Origin of the sequence: Candidatus Brevundimonas phytovorans (assembly GCA_029203145.1) — a bacterium.
In the GTDB taxonomy this organism is placed as follows: Bacteria; Pseudomonadota; Alphaproteobacteria; order Caulobacterales; family Caulobacteraceae; genus Brevundimonas; species Brevundimonas phytovorans.
Genome location: CP119309.1, coordinates 543673 through 567790 on the forward strand (window position 1 = coordinate 543673; position 24118 = coordinate 567790).

General features: G+C 69.1%; 21 protein-coding genes. 7 read left to right on the forward strand and 14 right to left on the reverse strand.

The annotated features are described in order from the left end of the window. Positions 1-60: 60 nt before the first annotated feature. Complete coding sequence (locus P0Y52_02705; GenBank protein WEK58467.1) at positions 61-609, reverse strand: DUF3828 domain-containing protein; 549 nt, start codon at positions 607-609, stop codon at positions 61-63. Between the two features lie 241 nt (positions 610-850). On the opposite strand from P0Y52_02705, the gene ileS reads away from it, so the two are divergent. Further along, positions 851-3778: an isoleucine--tRNA ligase gene (gene ileS / locus P0Y52_02710; protein WEK58468.1), complete on the forward strand. Its 2928-nt coding sequence runs from the start codon at positions 851-853 to the stop codon at positions 3776-3778. A 97-nt stretch (positions 3779-3875) separates the two neighbouring features. Here ileS and P0Y52_02715 read toward each other — a convergent pair whose 3' ends face one another. Continuing rightward, a complete protein-coding gene (locus P0Y52_02715; protein ID WEK58469.1) occupies positions 3876-4571 on the reverse strand; it encodes a 2OG-Fe(II) oxygenase in 696 nt (231 codons plus the stop codon). Between the two features lie 211 nt (positions 4572-4782). Then, the gene (locus P0Y52_02720; protein ID WEK58470.1) at positions 4783-6051 is read right to left on the reverse strand and encodes an EAL domain-containing protein; all 1269 of its coding nucleotides are present in this window, start codon (positions 6049-6051) and stop codon (positions 4783-4785) included. 111 nt (positions 6052-6162) lie between these two features. Here P0Y52_02720 and P0Y52_02725 point away from each other — a divergent pair, with 111 nt between their 5' ends. Both P0Y52_02725 and P0Y52_02730 read left to right on the forward strand, forming a co-directional pair. Beyond that, positions 6163-6933, forward strand: a complete 771-nt coding sequence (locus P0Y52_02725) for an SDR family oxidoreductase (GenBank protein ID WEK58471.1) — start codon at positions 6163-6165, stop codon at positions 6931-6933. Between the two features lie 46 nt (positions 6934-6979). Further along, on the forward strand, positions 6980-7948 hold the full coding sequence (locus P0Y52_02730) for a lipid A biosynthesis acyltransferase (protein ID WEK58472.1): 969 nt from the start codon (positions 6980-6982) through the stop codon (positions 7946-7948). On the opposite strand, the gene P0Y52_02735 is transcribed toward P0Y52_02730, so the two are convergent. The 3 genes from P0Y52_02735 to xseA form a co-directional block, all read right to left on the reverse strand. After that, positions 7945-8442 (reverse strand): response regulator, encoded by a 498-nt coding sequence (locus P0Y52_02735; GenBank protein WEK58473.1) that lies wholly within the window; start codon positions 8440-8442, stop codon positions 7945-7947. The genes P0Y52_02730 and P0Y52_02735 overlap by 4 nt on opposite strands. Before the next feature lie 62 nt (positions 8443-8504). Further along, entirely contained in the window at positions 8505-8717 is a 213-nt protein-coding gene (locus P0Y52_02740; GenBank protein ID WEK58474.1) for a DUF2093 domain-containing protein, read from the reverse strand. A gap of 99 nt (positions 8718-8816) precedes the next feature. Continuing rightward, a complete protein-coding gene (gene xseA / locus P0Y52_02745) occupies positions 8817-10298 on the reverse strand; it encodes an exodeoxyribonuclease VII large subunit (protein WEK58475.1) in 1482 nt (493 codons plus the stop codon). A 47-nt stretch (positions 10299-10345) separates the two neighbouring features. On the opposite strand from xseA, the gene P0Y52_02750 reads away from it, so the two are divergent. Further along, positions 10346-10525, forward strand: a complete 180-nt coding sequence (locus P0Y52_02750) for a hypothetical protein (GenBank protein ID WEK58476.1) — start codon at positions 10346-10348, stop codon at positions 10523-10525. Positions 10526-10581: 56 nt separating this feature from the next. Then, positions 10582-11859: a phosphoribosylamine--glycine ligase gene (purD, locus tag P0Y52_02755; GenBank protein ID WEK58477.1), complete on the forward strand. Its 1278-nt coding sequence runs from the start codon at positions 10582-10584 to the stop codon at positions 11857-11859. A 133-nt stretch (positions 11860-11992) separates the two neighbouring features. On the opposite strand, the gene P0Y52_02760 is transcribed toward purD, so the two are convergent. Continuing rightward, on the reverse strand, positions 11993-12559 hold the full coding sequence (locus P0Y52_02760) for a murein L,D-transpeptidase catalytic domain family protein (protein WEK58478.1): 567 nt from the start codon (positions 12557-12559) through the stop codon (positions 11993-11995). 259 nt (positions 12560-12818) lie between these two features. On the opposite strand from P0Y52_02760, the gene P0Y52_02765 reads away from it, so the two are divergent. Together P0Y52_02765 and P0Y52_02770 are read left to right on the forward strand one after the other, a co-directional pair. Then, positions 12819-14135 carry an amidohydrolase family protein gene (locus P0Y52_02765; GenBank protein ID WEK58479.1) on the forward strand — a complete coding sequence of 439 codons (1317 nt, stop codon included), beginning with the start codon at positions 12819-12821 and terminating at the stop codon, positions 14133-14135. A gap of 51 nt (positions 14136-14186) precedes the next feature. After that, positions 14187-14693 carry a DUF4136 domain-containing protein gene (locus P0Y52_02770; GenBank protein ID WEK58480.1) on the forward strand — a complete coding sequence of 169 codons (507 nt, stop codon included), beginning with the start codon at positions 14187-14189 and terminating at the stop codon, positions 14691-14693. Between the two features lie 4 nt (positions 14694-14697). On the opposite strand, the gene P0Y52_02775 is transcribed toward P0Y52_02770, so the two are convergent. The 7 genes from P0Y52_02775 to P0Y52_02805 form a co-directional block, all read right to left on the reverse strand. Beyond that, complete coding sequence (locus P0Y52_02775) at positions 14698-16995, reverse strand: CHASE2 domain-containing protein (protein WEK58481.1); 2298 nt, start codon at positions 16993-16995, stop codon at positions 14698-14700. 3 nt (positions 16996-16998) lie between these two features. Then, positions 16999-18369, reverse strand: coding sequence for a FecR domain-containing protein (locus P0Y52_02780; GenBank protein WEK58482.1), 1371 nt, complete (start codon positions 18367-18369; stop codon positions 16999-17001). An 11-nt stretch (positions 18370-18380) separates the two neighbouring features. Next, positions 18381-19109: a response regulator transcription factor gene (locus P0Y52_02785; GenBank protein WEK58483.1), complete on the reverse strand. Its 729-nt coding sequence runs from the start codon at positions 19107-19109 to the stop codon at positions 18381-18383. 118 nt (positions 19110-19227) lie between these two features. After that, positions 19228-20253 carry a tetraacyldisaccharide 4'-kinase gene (lpxK, locus tag P0Y52_02790; GenBank protein ID WEK58484.1) on the reverse strand — a complete coding sequence of 342 codons (1026 nt, stop codon included), beginning with the start codon at positions 20251-20253 and terminating at the stop codon, positions 19228-19230. Further along, on the reverse strand, positions 20250-21551 hold the full coding sequence (locus P0Y52_02795) for a 3-deoxy-D-manno-octulosonic acid transferase (GenBank protein WEK58485.1): 1302 nt from the start codon (positions 21549-21551) through the stop codon (positions 20250-20252). Before P0Y52_02795 ends, lpxK begins: the two co-directional genes overlap by 4 nt. A 2-nt stretch (positions 21552-21553) precedes the next feature. Beyond that, positions 21554-22240 (reverse strand): lysophospholipid acyltransferase family protein, encoded by a 687-nt coding sequence (locus P0Y52_02800; GenBank protein ID WEK58486.1) that lies wholly within the window; start codon positions 22238-22240, stop codon positions 21554-21556. Further along, the gene (locus P0Y52_02805; GenBank protein WEK58487.1) at positions 22237-24099 is read right to left on the reverse strand and encodes an ABC transporter ATP-binding protein; all 1863 of its coding nucleotides are present in this window, start codon (positions 24097-24099) and stop codon (positions 22237-22239) included. Before P0Y52_02805 ends, P0Y52_02800 begins: the two co-directional genes overlap by 4 nt. Positions 24100-24118: the final 19 nt, after the last annotated feature.

The following is a 24118-nucleotide window of genomic DNA, read 5'->3' on the forward strand; positions in this document are numbered from 1 at the left end:
GGCTCTTAACACGATGATGACAGGATCGCTAACGGTCGCGTGTCGCAGGAGTTGCCGGGATCAGCCCTCGGCCTTCTCGGCGATCGCCATCAGGGCGCCGTGCAGGGACTGGCCCCGGGCGTCGATGATGTCGGCGATGCGCCACATCGGGCCTTCCTTGACCAGCTTCAGCGTCTGTTGCTGCGTCTGGCCGTGGTTGGTGAAGCTCACTTGCGCCGTGGCCGCCTTGTCGCCGTCCGGCGTCATCTTCAGCGCGGTCAGGGCGAAGTCGTCGGCGTCCTGGCAGGCGCAGACGGGATCATAGTTCAGATAGGGAACCTCGTTGCGGGACTGGGCCTCGCGGAAGTCCACGCCGATCAGGGCGTTCAGGGTGCGGGAATAGAGGGGATCGCGACCGGGGCTGACGGCCGCCGCCGCCGGGTCCGACGTGGCCGAGGGCGGCGCGGCGTAAAGGGCGCGGGCGAAGGCCTCGGCGTCCTTCTCACCGGCGGCGTAGATGGCCGCGCGTCCGGTCAGCGGGGCTTCAACGGGGGCGGGCGCCTTCTCCTCGGCGGGCGAACAGGCCGTCAAAGCCAGAACCGCTGCCGCTGTCATCGCCTGAACGCGCATCTGATCGCCTCCTGTCTGTTCGCATCGACTATGGCGCAGGCGCCGCCCGGTCTGCTAGACGGTTTCAACCATGACCGTTCGCGTGATCCGTCCGATTTCGATTAGCCGCCCGGCGTAGCGCCAGGGCGAACAGCCCCGCGCACGTCGGGATCGAATATCGCCGATGCCGTTCAACGGCCTTCACGCTAGACTGCGTCCGCGCCGCCTCCTCGGCGCCCGCGCTAAAGACAAAGATTACCCCATGGCCGACGCCACCAACGACACCGCCTCTGAAGCAGCTGGCCGCGACTATCGCGACACCGTCTTCCTGCCCGAGACGCCCTTCCCCATGCGGGGCGGGTTGCCGAAGAAGGAGCCGGAAATCATCGCCGCCTGGGGCGACCTCTACGGCCAGCTGCGTAGCATCCGTCAGGCCCAGAAGGCGCCGCTCTACGTCCTGCACGACGGCCCGCCCTACGCCAACGGCGACATCCACATCGGCCACGCCCTGAACAAGACGCTGAAGGACTTCGTGGTCCGTTCGCGCTTCCTGCTGGGTTACGACGTCGACTACGTCCCCGGCTGGGACTGCCACGGTCTGCCGATCGAGTGGAAGATCGAGGAGCAGTTCCGCGCCAAGGGCCGCCGCAAGGACGAGGTCTCCAAGTCGGAGTTCCGCAAGGCCTGCCGTGAATACGCCGCGGGCTGGATCGACGTGCAGCGCGATCAGTTCAAGCGCCTGGGCATCACCGGCGACTTCGACAACCGCTACGCCACCATGGACTTCACGACCGAGGCGGCCATCGTCGCCGAGTTCCACAAGTTCAAGAACTCGGGCCAGCTGTATCGCGGCTCCAAGCCGGTGATGTGGTCGCCGGTCGAGCGCACGGCCCTCGCGGATGCAGAAGTCGAGTATCACGACCACGTCTCGCCCACGATCTGGGTCAAGTTCCCGGTGGTCGGCGCGACCGACAGCCACCCCGACGACCTGCTGTCGTTCCGTGCGGCCACGCCGTCGATCGTCATCTGGACGACCACGCCCTGGACCATCCCGGCCAACCGCGCCATCAGCTACGGCCCCGAGATCGCCTATGGCCTCTATGAGGTCACGGCTCTGGAAGAAGGTCTGGACTACGAGCCCTGGGCCAAGCCGGGCGACCGCTTCATCATCGCCGACAAGCTGGCCGAGGACGTGTTCAAGGCGGCCAAGATCAGCGGCTTCACCCGCGTGGACGCCATCAACCCCTCGGGTCTGGAATGCGCCCACCCGCTGGCGGCGCTGGATAGCGGCTACGGCTTCTCCGTGCCCCTGCTGGCCGGCGACCATGTGACCGACGACGCCGGCACCGGCTTTGTCCACACCGCCCCCGGCCACGGCGCGGACGACTATGCCGTCTGGCAGGCCCATGGCCACCGCGAGGTGCCGGATACGGTGGACGCCGACGGCGCCTATTACGACCACGTGCCCCTGTTCGCCGGCCTCAAGGTGCTGGAGACCGAGGGCAAGAAGACCGGCAAGTTTGGCCCCGCCAACGGCGCGGTGATGGAAAAGCTGATCGAGGCGGGCAACCTCTTGGCGCGCGGCCGGATGGAGCACTCCTATCCGCACTCGTGGCGCTCCAAGGCCCCGATCATCTTCCGCAACACGCCGCAGTGGTTCATCCGCATGGACGAAGCTCTGGCCGACGGCGACACCCTGCGCGAGAAGGCCCTGACGGCCATCGACGCCACCGCCTTCCACCCGGCGGCGGGCAAGAACCGCATCCGGTCGATGGTCGAAGGCCGTCCTGACTGGCTGATCAGCCGCCAGCGGGCCTGGGGCACGCCGCTCGCCATGTTCGTGGACAAGCAGACCGGCCAACCCCTGCATGACCCCGAGGTCGACGCCCGCATCCTGAAGGCCGTGTCCGAGGGCGGCGCCGACGCCTGGTTCGACCGGCCCGACGCCGACTTCCTGGGCGCGCACGACGCCGACCGCTTCGAGAAGATCCAGGACATCCTGGACGTCTGGTTCGACTCGGGCTGCACCCATGCCTTCACCCTGGAAGCCCGCGACCCGGCCCACGGCTATGTCGGCGACCGCCCGTCGCACTGGCCCGCCGACCTCTATCTGGAAGGCTCCGACCAGCACCGCGGCTGGTTCCAGTCAAACCTGCTGGAGGGTTCCGGCACGCGCGGCCGCGCCCCCTATGACGCCGTCCTGACCCACGGCTTCACCCAGGACGAGAACGGCGAGAAGATGTCGAAGTCGCGTGGCAACACCACCGACCCGGCCGTTGTCATCAAGGAATCGGGCGCCGACATCCTGCGCCTCTGGGTCGCCCTGGTGGACTATGCCGAGGACCAGCGGATCGGGAAGCAGATCCTGCAAACCACGGTCGACGCCTATCGCAAGCTGAGGAACACCGTCCGCTATCTGCTGGGCGCCCTGAACGGCTTCGACGAGGCCGAACGCCTGTCCTACGACCAGATGCCGCCGCTGGAGCAGTTCATCCTGCACCGTCTGCATGAACTGGACGGTCAGGTGCGCGAGGCCTACCGCGACTACCGCTTCCAGGACGTGGTGCGTCCGGTGCTGGAGTTCTGCTCGGGCGACCTGTCGGCGCTCTATTTCGATGTGCGCAAGGACAGCCTCTATTGCGACCGTCCCGACAGCATCCGCCGCCGCGCCGTGCGCACGGTGATGGACGAGGTCTTCAGCCGCCTGACCGCCTGGCTGGCCCCGCTGACGCCCTTTACGATGGAAGAGGCCTGGACCACGCGCTTCCCGGAAGCCGGCACCAACTGCGCCCGCGTCATCCCGGAAACGCCCGACCAGTGGCGCAATCCGGCCGAGGCCGAGCGTTGGGCCGGGGTCAACACCGTGCTGGAGGTGGTCAATGAGGCCCTGGAAGCCGCGCGTCGCGACAAGCTGATCGGCGGCGCCCTGGACGCCTGGCCGGTGGTCACGGCCCCGGCCGAGCTGCTGGCGCCGTTCGACGGTCTGGACGCCGCCGAAGTGTTCCGCACCTCGGGCGCTGAACTGGTGGTCGGCGGCGACGCCGTCACCGTCGAGGTCAAGCTGGCCGACTATCCCAAGTGCGCCCGTTCCTGGCGCCGCGTCCCTGACGTCGGCTCCGACGCCGACTTCCCCGACCTGTCAGCCCGCGACGCCGACGCGGTCCGCTGGCTGGACGCGCAGAAGGCTTAAGGATCAGGCCCCTCCGCTCCGGCGGCGGGGCCTTTTTCTTGAGCGGGACACCCAATACCCGCTCATCCCCGCCTCCGCGGGGATGAGCGGATTGTTTCTAGCTCGCGTCGTGAAAGATCAGCCCCAGCGTCATGCGCCGGCCCGCCCGCACCCTGCTGACCCCGTGGCGCATCTGCACGCGATAGTCGCCGCGCGTGCCGGCGACAGGCCGTTCGCGCACGGCGAAGATCACCGCCTCGCCCTGGTTCAGCGGCGCCACATGGGCCTGTGACTGCGAGCGCGGCTTCTGTTCGACCAGCACGAACTCGCCGCCCTCGAACGCCGCCGGATCGCTGAGCAGGATCGCCGCCTGCAAGGGGAAGACCAGATCGCCATAGAGGTCCTGATGCAGCCGGTTGTAGTCGCCGGGACCGTAGCGCAGCATCAGCGAGGTCGGCCGCGTCTGGCCTGCGGCCCGGCATTGGGCGGTCAGCTCATCCAGACTGTCCGGAAAGCCCGGCCGTTCCAGCCGCGCGGCCCAGCCGTTGGCTATGGGCGCCAGTCCCGCATAGAGCCGCGCCCGCAGCCGGGGCAGGGGATCGGGCAAGGGATTGTCGAAATACTGATACTCGCCCTGCCCAAAGCCGTGTCGCTGCATGAGGATCCGGCTGCGGAACCGCTCGGGCTGGTCGTAGAGGGCGTGCAGGGCCTCACAGGTTGCGGGCGTCAGCAGCGGGCCGACAGTCGCCCATCCCTGGGCGTTCAGGTCGTCAGCGATGCGGGGCCAGTCGAGGGGAGAAGCGACGTCGGTCATGAGCGCCATAGACGCCGGTCGAGACGACCTGTCTGGCGGCTTTCGGCCCTTCTTTCCTCCCCATTCCATGGGGAGGTGGCGCGGACGCGTAAGCGTCCGTGACGGAGGGGGCGGCGGGACGGTGGGTTGTGAATGCGATGGGCAGATGTCGGCGTCGCCCCCTCCACCGCTTCGCGGTCCCCCTCCCCACAGGCGGGGAGGAAAGCAGAGGCTAGAACCGGCGGCGCTGCTCGGCCGACTTCAGCGTGGTGCGGACGAACTCGGCGGGGGGATCAGTCTCGGCCAGGACGGCTTCCTTGATGGCGCGGGGCTCGCCGAACAGGTGGCCCTGGCCGATGCCGATGTCGAGCTCCAGGATGTCGACCACCTGTTTCTCGCTCTCGACCTTTTCGGCGATCAGCTCGAGGCCGTAGCGGCGGGTCAGGGGGGCGAAGTCGGCGGCCTGGATGTCGGGCTGCGAGGCCAGAGGCGTGGCGCCGTCCAGGTCCAGAAGCTGTTCGATCAGCAGGTCGGCGGCCACCTTGATGAAGCGCACGTCCGAGCGTTGCAGGTCGGCGAAGTCCAGATCCAGCGTCTGCACCTTGTCGATGGAGAAGCGGAAGCCCAGGTCGGCCAGCTTGGCCATGTTGCGCGCTTCGGCGGCGCCGCGCGCGTCAAAGGTCGCCTGACCCAGTTCGAAGATCAGGGCGTCCTTCAGGTCGCGGTTCTGGCTGAGGAAGTCGAGGAACTGGGGGAAGAAGGTCTCGTCGCCCAGCGAGGCCAGGGACACGTTGCAGAAGACGCCGACCTTGCGATCCTGTCGCGCCAGACGGCGCACGATCTGGGCGCAGCGGAACAGCAGCAGGTTGTCGATGGCGGGCAGCAGGCCCTCGCCCTCGGCCACCGACAGATATTCGGCGGGCATCATGACCCGGTTGGACGGGTCGCGCAGGCGGGTGAAGCTCTCGTAGAAAACGGTCCGGCGCTGCGGCAGGGTGACGACCGGCTGCAGATAGAGGTCGATGCGGTTTTCCGTCAGGGCGTCGTGGACGGTTTTCAGCAGGGTGTTCGACTGGACCTGACGACGGCCTTCATAGGTGTCGGCGGTGATGGGCGAGGTCGCCAGACGCTCATCGATCGACTCGCTCATCTGCTGGACCAGACCCTCCAGCATCCGCACCTCGCCGGTGAGGGCGTCGGTGCGCGTCAGGGCGCCGCTCTCGATGGCCTCGGCCAGCTCGGTCAGGGCGCCTTGGGTCGACTCCATCGCATCGGCCAGCAGGCGGTGCGCCTCGCGGACCTTGGCGATCTCCTTGCGCAGGGTGCGGCGGTCCAGAACCCCGGCGATGGCGGCGTGCAGCCCCAGCATGACGCCCAGGGCGCCGAGCACGCCGGCCGCGCCTGCGCCCGCGCCCATACCGGCGCGCCAGATCGCCGCCCCGATGGTCAGGGACAGGAACAGGTAGCCGAAGAACAGAAATCCGCCCGTAATCTTGCGCATGGGACCGGTGTTGAGCCGCCTTTCCCGTATGGAATCGGCCAAGTATCAGGGTAACTAGAGGTAACGGCTAGGGTTCGGACACAGAAATCCGACCAAATGGGAGGTTAAGGCGTGGAATTGTTCGATCTGAGCGGCAAGGTCGCGGTCATCACCGGCTCCTCCAAGGGCATCGGCAAGGCGATCGCCGAGCGTCTGGCCGAGCACGGCGCCCGCGTCGTTATCTCCTCGCGCAAGGCCGGGCCGTGCGACGAGGTCGCCGCCGCCATCAATGAAAAGCACGGCGCGGGCCGCGCCATCGCCATCCCCGCCAACATCGCGTCCAAGGAAGACCTGCAGCGTCTGGCGGACGAAACCAACGCCGCCTTTGGCCAGATCGACATCCTGGTCTGCAACGCCGCGACCAACCCCTACGCCGGGCCGATGGCGGGCATCGCCGACGACCAGTTCGAGAAAATCTTTCAGAACAACGTCATCTCCAACCACTGGCTGATCCAGATGGTCGCGCCGCAGATGCTGGCGCGCAAGGACGGGGCGATCCTGGTGATCTCGTCCATCGGCGGGCTTCGCGGCAACGCCCTGATCGGCGCCTACAACATCTCCAAGGCCGCCGACATGCAGCTGGTGCGCAACCTGGCGGTCGAGTTCGGGCCGTCGAATGTGCGCGTGAACTGCATCGCGCCTGGCCTGGTCCAGACGGATTTCGCCAAATACCTGTGGGAGAATCCCGAGCTGCTGAAGTCGGTCACCGACCCCGCTCCGCTGAAAAGGATCGGCCAGCCTGATGAAATCGCGGGCACGGCGGTCTATCTGTGCAGCCCTGCCTCGGCCTATGTGACCGGACAGACCCTGGTTGTGGACGGCGGACTGACGATTGCCTGGTGAAGATCAAACGCGCTCAAGCAGCCCGAAGGGCGGTAGCGAAAGCGACATGCGCTCAAGCAGCCCGAAGGGCGATAGCGCCCATAAAGGCGATAGCGCCCATAAAGATGTCGGGTTTCTCCAGGACCTGAACTGGCGACTGCAGGCGGCCGCCTTTTCCGGGCTGTTCGCCGTCCTGCGGGCGATGGGCGTCGAGGGGGCTTCCGGTTTTGGCGGGGGGCTGCTGCGCACGCTCGGCCCGCTGACCGGCACGCACAGGACGGTGACGCGCAACCTGCGCATCGCCTTCCCGGACATGGACGCCAGCGAGCGCGACCGTCTGGCCATCGACCAATGGGAGCAGACGGGGCGCACTTTCGCCGAGCTGGCGGTCATGGATCGCCTGACCCCTGAAAGCGGGCGGATCGACGTGGTCGGTCTGGAACGGCTGCACGCCATTCGCGACAGTGGAAAGCCGGTCGTGCTGGTCTCGGGCCATCTGGCCAATTTCGAGGTCATGGCGGCGGTCATCATGGCGGCGGGCGTGCCCTGCCAGGTGACTTATCGCGCGGCCAACAATCCCTATGTGGACGCCCTGATCCGCCAGAGCCGCGAGCGCTACGGCATCAAGCTGTTCGCGCCCAAGGGCGACGGCACGCGCGAGTTGATGGCGGGGATGAAGCGCGGCGAGTCCATCGCTCTGCTGGTCGATCAGAAATACAGTCAGGGGCCGGAGGTCGAGTTCTTCGGCCAGCCGGTCAACGCCTCGCCGGGCGCGGCGCGGCTGGCGCTGAAATTCGGCACGGTGATGCAGCCCTTGTCGGTGACGCGCCTGCCTGGCGTGCGGTTCCGCGTGACGGCGCATGAGCCTATCGCCGTGCCGGACACGGGCGACAAGGCCGCCGACGTTCTGGCCGGCATTCAGGCGGTGAACCGCTTCGTCGAGGATCGCGTGCGCGAGCATCCCGTGGACTGGTTCTGGGTCCACAAGCGCTGGCCGCCCAAGGTCTATGAGTCGGTGAAGGCCGCCGAGGCCTAGTCCAGCAAGGCGTCGCTGATCCGCCGAAACGGGCCGGCGAAACTGTCGGTCTGGGTGCGGCGGCGATCCGGGCCGAAATAGCTGTCGGTCCTGATGAACTCCCGCGGATGCATGATGACCGCCTGAATGCGCGTCAGCAGGGCCAGGGGCGTGACCGGCTTGACCAGAAATTCCGTCACCCCAGCGTCGCGCGCCTGGGCCACGCGGCGCTTTTCCGAATGGCCGGTCATCATGATGATCGGCAGATAGGGATTGGGGCTGTCCGGCGCGGTGCGCACCAGTTGGGTGAAGGTCACGCCGTCCACCGGCAGCATCTTGAAGTCGACAATGGCCAGGTCGGCGGGACGCGCGTTCAGCGCTTCCAGCGCCGCCGATCCGTCGCTGACCTCGCGCAGGCGGGTCACGCCGATGGACTTCAGCATGGCGAAGACGATGGACCGCATATTGGGGTTGTCGTCGGCGAGCAGGACGTCAAGCGATTGCAGGGCGGACATGGGAACACGACACAATCTGACAGGCGGCGAAAACGCGCTTCAGCGAGAGAAGCGAACGGATCTCAGGCGTCGCGCGCGGCGGCCATGAACTCCAGCGGGCTGGCATAGGCTTCCTGCCGTTCGACCGACCAGTAGCGCAGGGCGGCGAGCGGGATCGGGACCCCGCTGACAGCACAGGTCACATAGGGGCCGGGGCGCAGCACGGCGAACTCCCCGTCGCCGTAATGGAGCGTGGCGGGCGAGGGTGAAACGGAAGGCGAAGCAGGCGTCGTCATGCGGCGATGATTGGCATGCTTGGCCGCGCGAGACGAGAGGCGAATCGCCGTCATCTGAAAGAAGACGAACTCGTGGCGGGCGAGGGGGCTTTGGGGGCCCTAGAACAGGTCGCCCTGTCCCGCCGTGGAAGGCTTGGCGCGCGGCGCAGGCTTTGGCGCGGGCGGGGTGATGGGCCGGGGCTGCGCGCCCTCGCCGTCGATGGTCGCGTCACGCGCCCCGTCCCCGAAGACGATGCGAACGGCCTGCCCCGACGACAGGGCGGCGGCGGAGGCGATCATGGCGCCAGCCGCGTCCTCGATGCGGGCGAAGCCGGGCTTGGGCCGCTTGGGGTCCAGCGTCGCCAGCGCCCGCGACAGGGCGGCCAGGCGGGTCTCGTCACGATCCAGCCGCCGCTTCATCGCCGGGCCGAAGCGGTCGGCATAGGCGGTCAGACGGTCGCCGCGCCGTTCGATGGCGCGGTCCAGCAGACCCTTGGACAGACGCCCGCCGACCACGGCCAACTGGCGCTCATGCACGGCGACATTGCGATGCAGACCCGAGCCCAGACGGCTGGCGGCATGGTCGAGCCGCTGCTGCGGCAGGGCCAGCAGGTCCTCGGGCCGGGCGGGCAGGCCGCGGGCGGCGGCGCGCAGGCGGGTGCGGCGGTCCTCCAGCAGACGCGAGCCCGCGCGGCCCAGACGGCCTTCCAGATCGGTCAGCGCCCAGCGCAGGTCGGCCAGAACCGGGGTGGCGATTTCGGCAGCGCCGGTCGGGGTGGGCGCGCGGCGGTCGGAGACGAAGTCGATCAGGGTGGTGTCGGTCTCGTGTCCTACGGCCGAGATGATCGGGATGCGGGCCTCGGCCACGGTGCGGGCTAGAGCCTCGTCGTTGAAGCACCACAGGTCCTCGACCGAGCCGCCGCCGCGCGCCACGATCAGCAGGTCGGGGCGGGGGATCGCTCCGTCCGGCCTCATGGCGTCAAAGCCGCGAATGGCGTTCGCCACCTGCCCGCTGGCGGCGTCGCCCTGAACCACCACCGGCCAGACGATGACGCGGCAGGGCCAGCGTTCGGCGATGCGGTGCAGGATGTCGCGGATCACGGCCCCGGTCGGGCTGGTGACGACGCCGATGACAGCCGGGAAGGTCGGCAGGGGCTTCTTGCGTGAAGGCTCGAACAGGCCCTCGTCGCGCAGCCGCGCCTTCAGGCGTTCAAGTTGGGCCAGCAGAGCGCCCGCGCCCGCCGGCTCCATGCTTTCGATGACGATCTGATAGGAGGATCGGGCCGGGTAGGAGGTGATCTTGCCGGTGACGATGACTTCCAGACCGCTTTCCGGCTGGGCGCCCAGGCCCTTGACCACGCCCTTCCAGATGACGCCGTCGATGGCCGCCTTGTCGTCCTTCAGCGTCAGATAGACGTGGCCCGAGGCGTGGCGGTTCACCTTGGAGATCTCGCCGCGCAGGCGGACGTGACCGAACCGGTCCTCCAGCGTGCGTTTCAGCGCAAAGCTCAGCTCCGAGATCGACAGGGGCGGATTGTTATCGCGCGCGGCGGCCGGCGCCTCGGCGGGGCCTTCGAAAGCATAGTCGTCGTCGGAGATCATGCATCGACCTTAGCCCGTCTTGTCGCAGGCGGGAACGGGGAGAGGTCGTGCCCGTTAGCTTGACCATGGAGCCCGCCGATCCGCCCGGAACCGATCCCGCCGAACGCGCCCCGCGCGAGGACGAACTGGCGCGTCGCAGCAGCGCCCCCGCGGTCAGCCCGTGGCTGGTGGTGCTGAGCCTCGTTCTTCTGGGCGCCGTGATCTACGTCCTGTCGGCGGTTCTCTAGGCCGCTAACCCTTTCCTCCGCTTGACCCGCGCCGCCGGGCCGGTCATTGCGCAAGCATGAACATCTTGCTCGTCGGATCCGGAGGGCGTGAACACGCCCTGGCCTGGAAGATCGCCCAATCGCCGCTGGTCACGCGGCTCGTCGTCGCGCCCGGCAACCCCGGCATGGCCCGGCACGCCGAACTGCGGCCCGAGTTCAAGGCCACCGACGCCGAGGGCCTGGCGGCTCTGGCGCGCGAGATGAAGGCGGATCTGGTCGTGGTCGGCCCAGAATCGGCCCTGGCCGAGGGCCTGGCGGACCGGCTCATCGCGGCGGGCATTCCCTGCTTCGGTCCCACCGCCAAGGCGGCCCAGCTGGAAACCTCCAAGGCCTTCTCCAAGGCCTTCCTGCAACGCCACAACATCCCGACGGCGGGCTACGGCGTCTATGAGGATGTGGCCTCGGCCAAGGCGGCGCTGAACCAGTATTCCGCCCCCTATGTCATCAAGGCCGACGGCCTGGCGGCGGGCAAGGGCGTGGCCATCAGCCCTGACAAGGCCGACGCCGAGGCCGAGATCGAGCGGATGCTGGGCGGGCGTTTCGGCTCGGCTGGTTCGCGCGTGGTCATCGAGGAATTCATGGACGGCGAGGAAGGCTCGCTGTTCGCCCTGTGCGACGGCCAGCGGGCCGTCCTGTTTGGCGGGGCGCAGGACCACAAGCGCGCCTTCGAGGGCGACATGGGGCCGAACACCGGCGGCATGGGCGCCTATTCTCCGGCGCCGGTTTTCACCCGGGAACTGGTGCAGGCCGCTGACGAGCGCGTGGTCCAGCCGACCATCCGCATGATGGCGGCCGAGGGCGCGCCCTATCGCGGCGTCCTCTACGCCGGGCTGATGGCGACGAGCGAAGGCCCCAAGGTGGTCGAGTTCAACGCCCGCTTCGGCGACCCGGAATGTCAGGTGCTGATGATGCGCTTTGACGGCGACATCGTGCCCCTTCTGCTGGCCTGCGCGCGCGGCGACCTGACCAAGGCCCCGGCGCCCCGGTTCAAGGACGGCGTGGTCATCTGCGTGGTTCTGGCGGCCAAGGGCTATCCCGACAGCCCGCTGGAAGGCTCGGTCATCCGCGGCGCCGATCAGGACTTCGGCCCCCATGTCCAGGTGTTCCACGCGGGAACCCGCAAACGCGAGGACGGCGCCCTGACGGCGGCCGGCGGTCGCGTGCTGAACGTCTGCGCCTACGGCGCGGACATCGCCGAGGCCCGCACGCGGGCCTATGACGCGATTGCGAAGATCGACTGGCCGGGCGGCTTCTACCGCTCCGACATCGGCTGGCGGGCGCTGGAGCCGCGTTAAGCGGCTCGAAGAATAATGGAGCCGCGCTGATCTAATTTCACGTCACCCTCGGGCTTGTCCCGAGGGGCCATGGCCTCTGGCGCGGCGTTTGGCCTTGAGGTCGCTCCCATGTCCAGAGGTGACGTTCGAACGATCAGGCCATGGCGAACAGAAGCCGGCCCTCGCCCATGCGTTCGCGCAGCGGCGCCAGGTCGGCGTGCGACACCGAGAAACAGCCGTAGGACCGGCCCAGCTTGCCCTCGCGGGCCAGGAAGGCCGGGTCGGCGTAGTCGGCGCCGTGGATGATGATGGCCCGCTCGCGCGCCCGGTCGTTGGAATATTCCAGCCCGTCCAGCAGGACGTTCGGCCCCTGCTGACCGCCCCAGCTGGCGCCCGCCGTGGCATAGGCGCCGACGGACGACATATGGCTGTCCATCTGGTTCGAGAAGCGCTGGGCGAAGCCCGAGTGCGCCGGGTCGGAGCCGCGCCCGTGGCTGGTGCGATAGGCCGTGACCCAGCCGCCTTCCAGATCGACCTCGTAGAAGCGATCCTCGCCCGAGAACTTCTGGAAATCGACCAGATACATCCGGTCGCGCTTGGAAATCTTGTGGCCGTGGGTGTCCAGCGCGGCGTAGGCGCGCTCCATCAGGTCCTTGCGCACGACGCCGTGCGGATCGATGACGGGGCCGGTCGCCTGGGCCACGGCAGCGGCCTGCTGCACGACGCCCGGAACCGGAGCGGCAGGAAGGCTGGCAGGCGCGACGCCGGCGAGCTGAACGGTAGAGGCGGCGGAAGAACATCCCGCCAACAGGGCCGAACCGCCCAAGATCAAGCCACGTCTGGAAAGCCGCATGCGACGCCCCTCGCACGATTAAACAACTGTGACGGCTTGTTTCACAAAGGCGCGTAACGACGCAACCTGAGCCTTGGCGAAAGCCGACGACCGTCTAAGGTGACGCATGAAGTTCTGGGAGGGACCAATGAAGAAACTGGCTCTGATTGTGACCGCTGCCGTTCTGGCCGCCACCTCGGCGCAGGCGCAGCAAGCCCCTGCGGTCGCTGCCGTTTCGGCGGAACAGCCGACCACGTTCGTCCAAGTGGGGCGACTTCTGGCCGATCCGGCGAGCGGTCGGGTGCTGCGAGATAAAACTCTCGTGATCAGAGGGAACCAAGTCGTCGAAATCCGCGACGGCTTCGTCGGCGACGGAAATGTGGTCGATCTGCGCAGCGCCTTCGTCCTGCCCGGCCTGATCGACAGCCATGTCCACCTGACCAGCCAGCAGAACCCCAATGGGCGTCTGGAAAACGTCACCGAGTCGAACGCGACCCAGGCCATGATCGGCGCCCGCTATGCGCGTCGCACGCTGAACGCGGGCTTCACCACGGTCGCCGATCTAGGCGCCAGCAACGAGGCCATCTTCGCCCTGCGCGACGCGGTGCGGCGCGGCGACGTGCCGGGACCGCGCATCATCGCGGCGGGTTCGGCGGTCTCGGTTCACGGCGGCCACGGCGACATCAACGGCTATCGCGAGGACGTCATGCACGTCCTGTCGCCGGAAAGCGTCTGCTCGGGCGTCGAGGACTGCATGCGGGCGGTCCGGCTTCAGGTCCGCAGCGGCGCCGACATCATCAAGATCACGGCCACTGGCGGCGTCCTGTCCAACACCGCAGCCGGTCTGGCCCAGCAGTTCAGCGAGGATGAACTGGCCGCCATCGTCGCCTCGGCGCACCGCATGGGACGCCAGGTTACGGCCCACGCCCACGGCGTCGACGGCATCAACGCCTTCCTCAAGGCGGGCGGCGACTCCATCGAGCACGGCACCTATCTGGACGATGAGTCCATGCGCCTGTTCAAATCGCACAACGCCTGGCTGGTCCCGACCCTGATGGCCGGCGACTATGTGGCCCGCGTGGCCGCCAGCCCGGACAACTTCTTCACCCCGGCCCAGACCGCCAAGGCGCTGGAGGCCGGACCCAAGATGCTGGACATGGCCCGGCGCGCCCACGCCGGCGGCGTCCGCATCGCCTTCGGCACCGACACCGGGGTTTCGGCCCACGGCGACAACGCCCAGGAGTTCGCCCTGCTGGTCCGCGCCGGTCTGACGCCGCTGGAGGCCATTCAGGCCGCCACGGTCGGCGCCGCCGAACACCTGAAAATCACGAATGAGGCCGGGCGTCTGGCGGCAGGCATGCCCGCCGACCTGATCGCTGTCTCGGGCGATCCGCTCAGCGACGTGACCGAGCTGGAACGCGTCCGCTTCGTCATGAAGAACGGTCAGGTCTTCCGTCAGGACTGACCTTTTGACGACGGCCATGGCTCCACCGTGTTCTGCGGGCTAGGGTGAGCCATGGCCCGTTCTTCCTCCCTCCTGATCGCCCTGGCCGCCGCCGCCCTGTCCGGGTGCGCTGCGGGGCCGCGCATTGACGTCACCCCGCCTGCGGCGTTCCAGCCCGGCGCGGCGACCTATCGGCTGGCGGTCCCCGACGCCGGAGCGCCGGATGTCACCGCCGCGACGGCCGCCGTGCGTCGCCAACTTCAGGCAAGGGGCTGGCGTGAGGGCGACAAGAGCGCCGACTGGCTGATCGAGATCGCCTATGGCGTTCGGCCCCAGCGCACCGGCGCCTTTACCGACGACGCGGCGCGTCAAGGCGAATGGACGGCGTCGCCGGTCCTGCCGCAATGGTGGGCCGCGAACCGTAAAACCCATGTCCTCAGCCTGACCCTGAACGGGCCGGGGGCGGCTCCGACCGTCTATGAGGCCAGCACCAGGACGGTGGTCGGCGACCGCAAGCAGGACGCCGCGCTGGAAGCCCTGGCCGCGGCCGTGGTGGCGGAACTGCCCGAAGCCCAGTGACGGCTTACGCCTCGCCGGCCTCGATCACGCGGGGCAGGGTCAGGACGAAGGTGGCGCCCACCCCGGCCTCATAGACGACCTGACCGCCGTGACGCCGGGCTACGGTGCGCACGAAGGCCAGCCCCAGACCCGAACCGCGCGCATCGGCGTCGCCGTGGCCAAAGGGCTGGAACAGGCGGCGCTCGGCTTCTTCGGACAGGCCGGGCCCCTGATCACGGATGCGCAGGGCCCAGACCGGACGCCCCGCCTCTTCGGCGCTGGTCAGGGTGCAGGCGATCACGCCGCCGGCCGGGCCGTATTTCAGGGCGTTGTCGAGCAGGTTGGTCAGCAGTCGCCGCAGCAGGGCCGGGTCGCCCTGAACCAGATGCTCGTCTTCGCCATCCGGCGTCTGGATGACCACGCCCTTGGCCGAGGCCTGGGGCCACAGGGTGTCGGCGGCGTCCATCAGCACCTGGCCCAGATCGAGGATCAGGCTGCGATAGGGCTGGGACTCGGCGCGGGCCAGCTGAACATAGCCCTCGGCCAGATCCAGCGTCTGGCGGGCATAGTCGCCGATGCGGCGCTCGAAGGCGGGATCGGCCCGGTCCTGCCGGCCGTCCAGCAGGGTCAGGATCGACACCTGCGGCGCTCGCATGTCGTGGCTGAGCAGTTGCAGCGCCTGCTCGCGCTGACGCTCGGCGACGCGGAAGCCGGTCATGTCGGCGAAGCGGACGATATGGCCCACGGGGCGGCCTTCGGCGTTGGTCAGGGGCGCGGCCGCCACCTTCAGCACCTGACCCTCGGGGGCCAGGATGTCGCCGAGGTCAGGCGCCTCGTCCGCGACGAAGCGCCGCCAGGCGGGCTCGCCCAGGGTCAGGAAGAGATCGGCCAGATGAGCATCCGGGCCGAGGTCGGCGCCGAACAGGGCGTGGGCCCGATCATTGGCCACCAGCACGCGGCCATCGGGCGCAGCGACGACGGTGGCGTCGGGCAGGCTGCGCAGGGCGTCGGCGATGAAGCGATCCAGATCGCGCAGTTGCTTCAGGGCCGCGCGCAGGGTGTCCACCTGCTTGGCGACGACGTCGCCGTGACGCGGCGCGATGGCGACGGAGGTCAGTCCGGCGATGGGGACGGGCGCGGCCTCGCGCTGGAAGGTCTCGACCTCGCTCTGCATATAGGCCGAGGCGGCGGCCAGACGGCGCCAGCTCCACAAGGGATAGGCCAGGGCCAGACCCGCGACGGCGGCGGCGGGCGGGAACCATAGTCCTGACGTCAGGAAGGCGACGGCCGTCAGCACCAGGGTCAGCACGATCAGGCCCGCGCCCAGCACCATGTTGGCCGAGGGCCGCAGCGTCAGAAAGCCGCCGATCAGCAGGGCCAGAGGCAACAGCGACAGCGCCAGCACCCAGGGCGGGCTGACCGTGCGCGGCCCGCCGCCCTCGATCAGGGTCTGCAAGAGGGCCGCCTGGATCTCGACGCCGGGGCTCAGTTCGCCGTGCGGCGCCGCAGGCGTGGCGTAGCGATCGCCCATGCCCGGCGCGGTGGCGCCGACCAGAACCAGCTTGTCCTTCAGGAAATCGGCGGGAACCTCGCCGTTCAGCACGTCGACGAAGGACAGGGTGCGGAACCTTCCCGGCGGGCCGCGATAGGCGATGGCTTCAGGCGCGGCGGCGATCAGGGCTTCGCCGCTGCTCGGATCGGCGCGGGGAGGAGCCGCGACGGCCCTCGCGGTTTCGGCCAGGGGCAGGATCAACTGCGGCCAGGTCTGATCGCCCGCCTGCATGTAGAGCGGAGCGCGCCGGATCACCCCGTCTCCGTCGACGATCATGTTGACGTGGCCCAGGCCGGCGGCGGCCTTGGCCAGGTCGGGGGCGGGGGCGCTGACCTGCCAGGCGGCGCCGTTCTGGCCCGGAGCATCGACCAGCAGCGGCAGGTGAACGTCGCCGGCGCGGGTCAGGGCATCGGCCAGGGCGACGTCGTCGGCGGCGGCGGCGGGCTCGGTGAACAGGACATCATAGGCCACGGCGCGAGGCCGGGCCTGGCTCAATCGCTCGATCAGGGCGGCGTGAAGGGTGCGCGGCCAGGGCCAGCGGCCCAGTTCGCTCAGGCTGCGGTCGTCGATGGCGATGATGACGATGGAGGGATCGGCGGGGCCGTCCTGAAGCCGGATCAGGCCGTCATAGACCAGGTTGTCGGCGCGGTCGGCGACGGGGGTGAGGGCCAGCCAGCCGACCAGCAGGGCCGTAACCGCCGCCACCAGCCCCCATTCGATCAGGGCGCGCCGGCCTGTCAGGCCAGCCCCCCGCCAGCCCCGCCCGCGCATCGATCAGCGTCCGATGCGCAGTTGCTGCGGCTCGGACCAGACCTGAAGCAGTCGGCCAAAGCGGTGACGCGATCCCTGCACCCGCCAGGTATAGACGCCGGGCGGCAGGTCGCTGAGGGTGAAGGCCTGTTCGGCCACGCCCGGCTGATCGACCAGGGGCGGCCCCTCGGCCCGGCCCTCGGCGTCTTCACGCGACAGCTGGAAGCGGAAGTTGGCCTCGCCCTCGCCCTCGGCCTCCCAGCGGAAGCGATAGAAGCGGCGGTTGTCGCGGGTCTCGCTGCCCCAGGCCAGGCCGCCGACGCCGTTGCGGGCGCGGATGAAGCTGTAGGTGGTGCTACGCCCCTCCATCCCCTCCGACGACAGGGCGCTGAGGCGCAGGAAGTAGGCGCCGTCGGCCAGTTCCGCGTAGGTCAGGCGCGGCTGCTCCGGGACGCTGTCGGTCTCGGCGAAGGCGTCGATCATGCCCGCGTCGGTGGCCAGACGCCCGCGATAGGCGGCGGCGCCGCTCAGGGGCGTCAGGGCGAAGTTCACGACCGGGCCGGACTGGACCTCGTCGGGCTGCGCCAGGGCAGGAGCGGGCAGCAGGGGGACCAGACGCGTGTCGGTCAGACTTGTCGCCACGCCCTGATCGGCGACAGCCACGGCCTCGCTCAGGCCGTCGCCGGAATCCACCGCGACCACGCCTTCGATGACCTCGGTGGCCGAGCGATCGGTATCGTCGTTGAAGGCGACGCGGAAGTCGGTTCCGCGGACGGCGGAGACGGAGACAGGGGTGCGAACCACGAAGCGCCCGGGGCGACGACGCGGGGTGACGCGCGACTCTGCGCGCCCGGCCTCGACGGTCATGGCGTGATCCACGGCGCCGTTCAGGGCGTAGCGGCGCAGACGGGTCAGGCGAACCCGGCTGTTGGACGGCACGACCACATGGCTGCCGTCCGACAGGGCCAGTCGGACGAAGGCGTTGGCGCCGGTGGTCAGGACGGCGTCCTCCGACACCGACTGGCCCTGCACCGGCGGGGCGACACGCCGGCCTTCGCTCAGAGTGACGGCGCCGCGGAAGCTGGCGATTCGGGCCTGATCGGGATCGGCGCGCAGCAGGGAGACCGGGATCGCCAGGGTGCGGCCGATGGGCAGGCGACGGGGATTGGCCACGCGGTTTTCACGCTGAACCCGGCGATAGTCCGAGGGCTGATTGAGAAAGGCGGCGGCCAGGTCGATCAGGGTGTCGCCGGGCCGGACCACATAGTCGAGCGTCTCGACGGGCGCCACGGCGGTCGCCGCTGCTCCGGGCGCGGTTCGGGTCTGGGCGAAGCCGGGAGAAGCCGTGACCAGCGCCGCCGCCAGGCCGGCGATGATCGCTCGGTTTCGGTTCATGTCTTCGCCTCTTATGCGTCCTGGGCCTGCACGTCGCCTGAGAGGGCCTCAAGGGCGTCAACGCGTTCCAGGCGATAACCGTAGCTGTAAATGGGCGTCAGGCGGAAGCCTTGTTCGGGCCGCAACTCAAGCTTGGTGCGGATGCGCGAGATGTGCATGTCCAGCGATCGGCTGTTGAGGTTGGGTTCGTTGCCCCAGACGGTCTCGAGGATATAGGTCCGCGACAGGGCGCGGTGCAGGTTGCGGAACAGCAGTTGCGCCAGGGCGTATTCCTTGGCCGTCAGAACCACGGTCTTGCCGTTGCGCGTCACGCTGCTGGCCGAGTCGTGGAAGACCGTGTCGCCATGAACCTCGGCGCCGGGGGTCGAAGGCTGGGCGTAGGCGCGGCGCATCAGGGCGTTGATGCGCGCCTCCAGCACGGCGGGGGACAGGGGTTTGGGCAGGTAGTCGTCTGCGCCGGCGTTCAGCCCGGCGATGATGTCCTCGTCCTCGGCGCGGCTCGTGACCAGCAGCATGGGCGGCGGCGGTTTCAGATTGGTCCGGGCCCAGGCCAGGACTTCCAGACCCGAGCGGTCGGGCAGGTTCCAGTCCACGATCAGCAGGTCGAAGGTGTCCTTGCGCAGGGCGGAGATCAGAGCCTGGGCTCGAGCGAACAGGACGGGGCGATAGCCGGCCGCCTCCGCCACGCCGGAAATGGTTTCCAGCTGGACAGGGTCGTCGTCGAGAACTGCGATCTTCATTTTACTGGACGCTCCGGGAGATCGTCTCAGCATAACGCCTAAGCTGGCGCCTGTGGCCGAAGACCAAGGTCGAGATTGTAAAATCTCGTCACTTGGGGAAGGGTTTGCCCCTCGACTGTTATTGCTCGGGCAAAATAGTTCTAAGTTTTCCGCGAAGGAAGGTTTTGAAACCCGGTTCATCCGCCAGTCGCGCGACGACGGGCCAGGCGACGATTTGCGCGCGTCGTGCGGGCGGCAGGCGCACCCAGTCCTTCTCCGTTGTGACCAGACCGGCCTCGAACAGGGTCGCCCGATCGGTCAGCAGGGCGAAGTCGCGCTCGGACAGTTCGGCGTGGTCGGGGAAGGGGACGAAGTCCTTCAGATCGCAACCGGCGGCGATCAGCGAGCGCTCGACCTTCCACGGCTTGGCGATGCCGGCGAAGCCGACCTGAGGCCCGGACGGCGGGGCGGCGGCGGGCTCCAGCCGAGCGATGAAGACGGGCAGGTCTTTGAAGGTCGCGACCAGTTCGGGATCGGCCTCGGCCAGGTCGGCGGGCAGCAGGATGACGACCGCGTCCGTCCGCGCCAGCCCGGCCTTTAGCGGTTCGCGCATCGGACCGGACGGAAAGACCGAGCCGTCGCCGAAGGGCCATTCGTCGCCGCGCGTCTCGCCGTCCACCACGATCAGGCTGAGGGTCTTTTTCAGCGCCGGGTTCTGATGGGCGTCGTCCAGCACCAGGGCCTGCGCGCCCGCAGCGACGGCCGCCTTGGCGCCGGCCACGCGGTCCCGCGCGATCCAGGCGGGAGCGTCGGCGGCCAGAATCAGAGGCTCGTCGCCCACGTCAACGGCGGTGTGGACGGCCAGATCGACCTGAACCGGCCCTTCCAGCGTCCCGCCATAGCCGCGCGACAGGGCGGCGGCCTGGACCCCTTCGGCATGGAGCAGGCGCAGGACCTCGCGCGCGATCGGCGTCTTGCCTGATCCGCCGACCGTCAGATTGCCGATGGAGATGACCGGCGCGCCGGGATCGACCGGCGTGGCGCGGGCGATGCGGCGGGCGGTGACGCCGGCCCAGATCCACGAGGCGGGCTTCAGCAGCATGCGCGCCACCGGCGCATGGCGGCGGTCGCGGCTGTACCACCAGCGGGGCGTGTTCAGCTTCATCGACGGCCTCGCGACGGGGCGGCGGGCAGATGCGCCTGCAAGGCCAGCCACAGCCGGTCCAGCCCGGCGGCGGCGTCGGCGGCGGCCCGTCTGGCGCGCTCGCCCATGTCGCGCGCCGCGTCAGGGTCGGCCAGCAGGGGGGCGACCACGCCAGGCAGCTCAGCGGGCGACAGCACCGAGACCAGTCCGCTGGACTGTTTCAGCATTCGCGTCACGGCGGCCCAGTTGCTGGCGTCGGGGCCGGTGACGACCGGCTTGCCCAGCCGCGCCGGCTCCAGCGGATTGTGGCCGCCGACGGCGCCGCCGCCCAGCGCTGGCGCGAACGACCCGCCCATGACCACCACGTCGGCCAGCCGCATGAACAGGCCCAGTTCGCCCAGCGTATCAGCCAGATAGATGTCGGTCTGGTCGGTGATCGGCTGGCGCTGGCTGCGTCGCGCAAAGCTGTAGCCGTCCTGCGCCAGCGAGCGGGCGATCTCGTCGGCGCGGTCGGGGTGGCGCGGCACGACGATCAGGAACAGACGGTCGGCCAGATGGTCCAGCGCGCCGACGATGGCCATTTCCTCATGCTCGTGGGTGCTGGCCGCGACCACGACGGGCCGGTCGTCGATCAGGGCCGACAGACGGCTGAACTCGCCCTTGTCATAGGGCAGGGGTTCGCCCGACAGCTTCAGATTGACCTGACCGTCGACGCGGGCGCCGAGCGCCGTCAGCCGGTCGGCGCTGGCCTGATCCTGCGGCCAGACGTGAGCGAAACAGGCCATCAGGGCGCGGGCCATGCCGGGGGCCTTCTTCCAGCCCTCGGCGGTCTTGTCGGTGATGCGGGCGCTGACCAGGGCCAGGGCGACGCCGCGTTTGCGGGCCGCTGTCAGCAGGTTCGGCCACAGCTCGCTCTCGACAAAGACGCCGACGGCGGGCCGCCAGTGGTCGAGGAAGGCGGCGACGGCGCCGGGGCTGTCGACCGGTGCGAACTGGTGGATGACGCCCGCCGGCAGGCGCTGGGCCAAAATCTGCGCCGAGGTCAGCGTGCCGGTCGTGACCAGAACCGTCACGTCGGGGCGGTCTTTGCGGATGCGTTCAGCCAGCGGCAGGATGGACAGGGCCTCGCCGACGCTGACGCCGTGAATCCAGATCAGCGGCCCGTCGGGGCGCGCCACGCCCGCCAACCCCAGCCGTTCATCGACCCGCTGCGGGTCTTCCTTGCCCTGTTTGACCCGGGCGTCGAGCAGGCGCGGGGCCAGGGGCTCGATCAGGCGGGTCAGCAGGCGATAGGCGATCAGGGCGGGGCTGAAGATCACGCTCAGACGCGCTCCAACCCGGTCAGGGCGTCGGCGCGCGCCTCGACGGCGGTCAGGCGCTCGGTCCATTCGGCGGCGACCTCGGCCATCTCTGCGCCCTCGGGATACCAGGCCTTGTCCCAGACAATGGCCCCCTTGCCGAAGGGCAGGGGGACGATGGCCTTGTCCCAACTGTTCAGCCGGATGGCGGGCTTGCAGGAAATGCCGATGAAGAGGACGGGCGCGCCCGAAATCTTCGCCATCAGCGGCAGACCCTCGGCCATCTGGCGCGCCGGGCCGCGGGGGCCATCCGGGGTCAGGGCCAGACCGCCGACCTTCAGCTGCTTCAGTCCGTCACGCAGGGCCTGGGTGCCCCCCTTGGACTGTTTGGCCTTGTCCTTGTTGCTGGACGAACCCCGCACGGCCGGGATGCCGAGGCGACCCACGGCGCGCGCAAAGAACTCGCCGTCGGCGCTCAGCGAAACCAGCCCTTTGACCCGCTGGGCTCGTTGCATAGGCCAGCAGACGGGGGCCAGGGCCAGACGGGAATGCCAGAAGGCGCAGAGCACGCCGCCGCCATTGGCCCAGACCTCTTCGGCGACCTGTTCGTTTTCATGTTCCCAGCGGATGGTGGCGTAGCAGAAGCGCATCCATTCCGAGAGAATCCAGGCCATCGCGGTCTGGACGATGGGGTTGCGCAGCGGCCTCATGCGCCGGTCTCGTCGGGCAGGGGCGAGGCGACGACGGGCGCCGGGCCGTCCAGCGACTGCTGCTTGGCCAGGCGGGCGTAGAGCCCGCCCTTCTTGACCAGGGCGCCATGCGTGCCCTTTTCGACGACACGACCGGCCTCGATCACATAGATGCGGTCGGCGTTCTGCACTGTGGACAGCCGGTGGGCGATCATCAGGGTGGCGCGGCCGTGCATCAGCCGCTCCAGCGCCGCCTGAACCAGGGCCTCGCTCTCGGTGTCGAGCGCCGAGGTGGCCTCGTCCAGCAGCAGGATGGGGGCGTCCTTCAGGAAGGCGCGGGCGATGGCGACACGCTGGCGCTGGCCGCCCGACAGCCGCATCCCGGCCTCGCCGACGCGGGTGGCGTAGCCCTCGGGCAGGGCGGCGATGAAGTCGTGGGCGGCGGCGGAGCGGGCGGCCTCGATGATCTGCTCGGCGCTGGCGCCCTTGCGGCCATAGGCGATGTTGGCCGCGATGGTGTCGTCGAACAGGAAGGGCTCCTGCGTCACCAGGGCGATGCGCTCGCGCAGGGATTGCAGCTTCAGGCCGCGGATGTCCTGGCCATTCACCGTCACGGCCCCGGCGGTCACGTCATAGAAGCGCGGCAGCAGCGACAGGATGGTGGACTTGCCCCCGCCCGACGGGCCGACCAGGGCGATGGTCTCGCCGGGCTTCACGCTGATGGAGACGTCCGACAGGGTCGGCGGCGCGCCGGTCTCGCCCGTGGTGTCATAGGCGAAGGAGACATGGTCCAGGGCCACGGTCAGCGGGCCGTCGGGCAGGTCGGCGGCGTCGGCGGCCTCGCGGATTTCGGGTTCGATGTCGAGGGCGCCGAACAGGCGGCGCGCGGCGGTCAGGCCCTCGCTCATCACCGTGGCCAGGTTGGTGACCTGACGCAGGGACTGGCCCGCCGCCAGCAGCAGGCCGATGAAGGCGGCGAATCCGCCGACGGTCATGTCGCCTGACTGGGCGCGGAAGCCGGCATAGGCCATGACGGCGGCGACCACGCCCATGGCCACCAGGTCGCTGGACGGACCGGCGAAGGCGCGGGCGTCGGCGCCCTTGATGATATGACGCTGGCGGCGGGCAACGACCTCGGCCACGCGGGCTTCCTCGGCCGCCTCGCGGTTCTCGATCTTGATCAGGCGCACGCCGTCGAGGTTCTCCATCAGGGCGGTGGAGAGGTTCTCGGTCTCGGTCATGGCGCCGCGCGCGGCCTTGCGCGTCTTCTTGCCGAAGCGGCGCATGATCAGGCTGACGGCCGGCACGCCCAGCAGAACGATCAGGGTCAGCCGCCAGTCGATGAAGGCCATCGAGGCGATCACCGCCACCAGGGTCAGGGCGTGCTGGGTGTAGTTGACGACGCCGGTGGTGAAGGCTTCGCGCACCAGGTTGGCGTCGAACAGGACCGAGGAGACAAAGGCGCCCGAGTGCTGGCTGCGCAGCCGCGACAGGTCAGCGCGGATCATGGCCGCGAACAGGCGGACCTGGATGTCGCCGACGATGCCGTGGCCCAGCCGATTGACCAGGGCGGCCTGACCGAGCGAGGCCAGGGTGCGGGCGACGGCGACGCCCAGGATAGCCAGCGGAATGACCAGCAGCGCCCGCTCGGGCGGAATGTCGAACAGACCCCACAGGCGGATCGGCGCGCCCTGCTGCACGAACAGGCCGTTGATCGCCGGCTCCAGCAGTTTCAGCAGCACCGCCGACAGGCCGCCGGCCAGGGCGGCGCACAGCATGGAGACGAACAGGGCGGTCTTGTGCCGCGAGAGATAGTCGCGCCAGATCCGGCCTATCAGGGGGCGAAGCGGTTCGGCCATATCGGTAGCGGGCGTGGTCATCGGCTCTCGGTCGAACGGC

Coding starts and splice junctions, on each gene's coding strand:
- xseA (WEK58475.1), bottom strand. CDS start 10,298: ATGATCTCCGACGACGACTATGCTTTCGAAGGCCCCGCCGAGGCGCCG.
- P0Y52_02770 (WEK58480.1), top strand. CDS start 14,187: ATGGCCCGTTCTTCCTCCCTCCTGATCGCCCTGGCCGCCGCCGCCCTG.
- P0Y52_02800 (WEK58486.1), bottom strand. CDS start 22,240: ATGAGGCCGCTGCGCAACCCCATCGTCCAGACCGCGATGGCCTGGATT.
- P0Y52_02765 (WEK58479.1), top strand. CDS start 12,819: ATGAAGAAACTGGCTCTGATTGTGACCGCTGCCGTTCTGGCCGCCACC.
- ileS (WEK58468.1), top strand. CDS start 851: ATGGCCGACGCCACCAACGACACCGCCTCTGAAGCAGCTGGCCGCGAC.
- P0Y52_02705 (WEK58467.1), bottom strand. CDS start 609: ATGCGCGTTCAGGCGATGACAGCGGCAGCGGTTCTGGCTTTGACGGCC.
- P0Y52_02730 (WEK58472.1), top strand. CDS start 6,980: ATGCGCTCAAGCAGCCCGAAGGGCGATAGCGCCCATAAAGGCGATAGC.
- lpxK (WEK58484.1), bottom strand. CDS start 20,253: ATGAAGCTGAACACGCCCCGCTGGTGGTACAGCCGCGACCGCCGCCAT.
- P0Y52_02805 (WEK58487.1), bottom strand. CDS start 24,099: ATGACCACGCCCGCTACCGATATGGCCGAACCGCTTCGCCCCCTGATA.
- P0Y52_02735 (WEK58473.1), bottom strand. CDS start 8,442: ATGTCCGCCCTGCAATCGCTTGACGTCCTGCTCGCCGACGACAACCCC.
- P0Y52_02720 (WEK58470.1), bottom strand. CDS start 6,051: ATGCGCAAGATTACGGGCGGATTTCTGTTCTTCGGCTACCTGTTCCTG.
- P0Y52_02715 (WEK58469.1), bottom strand. CDS start 4,571: ATGACCGACGTCGCTTCTCCCCTCGACTGGCCCCGCATCGCTGACGAC.
- P0Y52_02775 (WEK58481.1), bottom strand. CDS start 16,995: ATGCGCGGGCGGGGCTGGCGGGGGGCTGGCCTGACAGGCCGGCGCGCC.
- P0Y52_02740 (WEK58474.1), bottom strand. CDS start 8,717: ATGACGACGCCTGCTTCGCCTTCCGTTTCACCCTCGCCCGCCACGCTC.
- P0Y52_02785 (WEK58483.1), bottom strand. CDS start 19,109: ATGAAGATCGCAGTTCTCGACGACGACCCTGTCCAGCTGGAAACCATT.
- purD (WEK58477.1), top strand. CDS start 10,582: ATGAACATCTTGCTCGTCGGATCCGGAGGGCGTGAACACGCCCTGGCC.
- P0Y52_02780 (WEK58482.1), bottom strand. CDS start 18,369: ATGAACCGAAACCGAGCGATCATCGCCGGCCTGGCGGCGGCGCTGGTC.